Source organism: Micromonospora sp. NBRC 101691 (assembly GCF_030269285.1).
In the GTDB taxonomy this organism is placed as follows: Bacteria; Actinomycetota; Actinomycetes; order Mycobacteriales; family Micromonosporaceae; genus Micromonospora; species Micromonospora echinospora.
This window is the reverse complement of the sequence record NZ_BSTB01000059.1, coordinates 1-486: the sequence shown is the minus strand read 5'-3', so window position 1 is coordinate 486 and position 486 is coordinate 1. Positions and strand designations below refer to the sequence as shown.

General features: G+C 67.3%; 1 protein-coding gene. It reads right to left on the bottom strand.

Annotation, left to right across the window (positions count from 1 at the left end; all coding sequences use genetic code 11):
- Window positions 1-3: 3 nt before the first annotated feature.
- Window positions 4-486: elongation factor 1-alpha C-terminal domain-related protein (locus QSK20_RS31940; RefSeq protein WP_502889103.1), on the bottom strand; the 483-nt coding region annotated here is incomplete at its 5' end.

The following is a 486-nucleotide window of genomic DNA, read 5'->3' as shown; positions in this document are numbered from 1 at the left end:
GGTTCAGGTGGTTTCGACGATCATGGCGGCGGCGACGGTGCGGTTGGTGGCTTCGTCGATGATGATGAACCCGCCGGTGGTGCGGTTACGGCGGTACTCGTCGGCGAGCAGCGGCACCGTGGTGCGTAGCCGGACCCGGCCGATCTCGTTGAGTTTGAGTTCGGTGGCGGTGTCGTCGCGGTGCAGGGTGTTCACGTCCAGGCGGTAGTGCAGGCCCCGCACGATCGCCCGCGCGGTGCGGGTGGTGTGTTTGATGGTGTACCGGCCGCCGATCTGCAACGGTCGGGTCTCGTCCATCCAGCACACCATCGCCTCGACGTCCTGGGTCGGAGTCGGGGCGTTGTTCGGCCGGCAGATCATGTCCCCACGGGAGATGTCGATCTCGTCGGTCAGACGGACGGTCACGGACATCGGCGGGAACGCCTCGCCGACGGGTCCGTCAGCGGTCTCCACCGACGCGATGTGGGAGGTGAACCCCGACGGCAG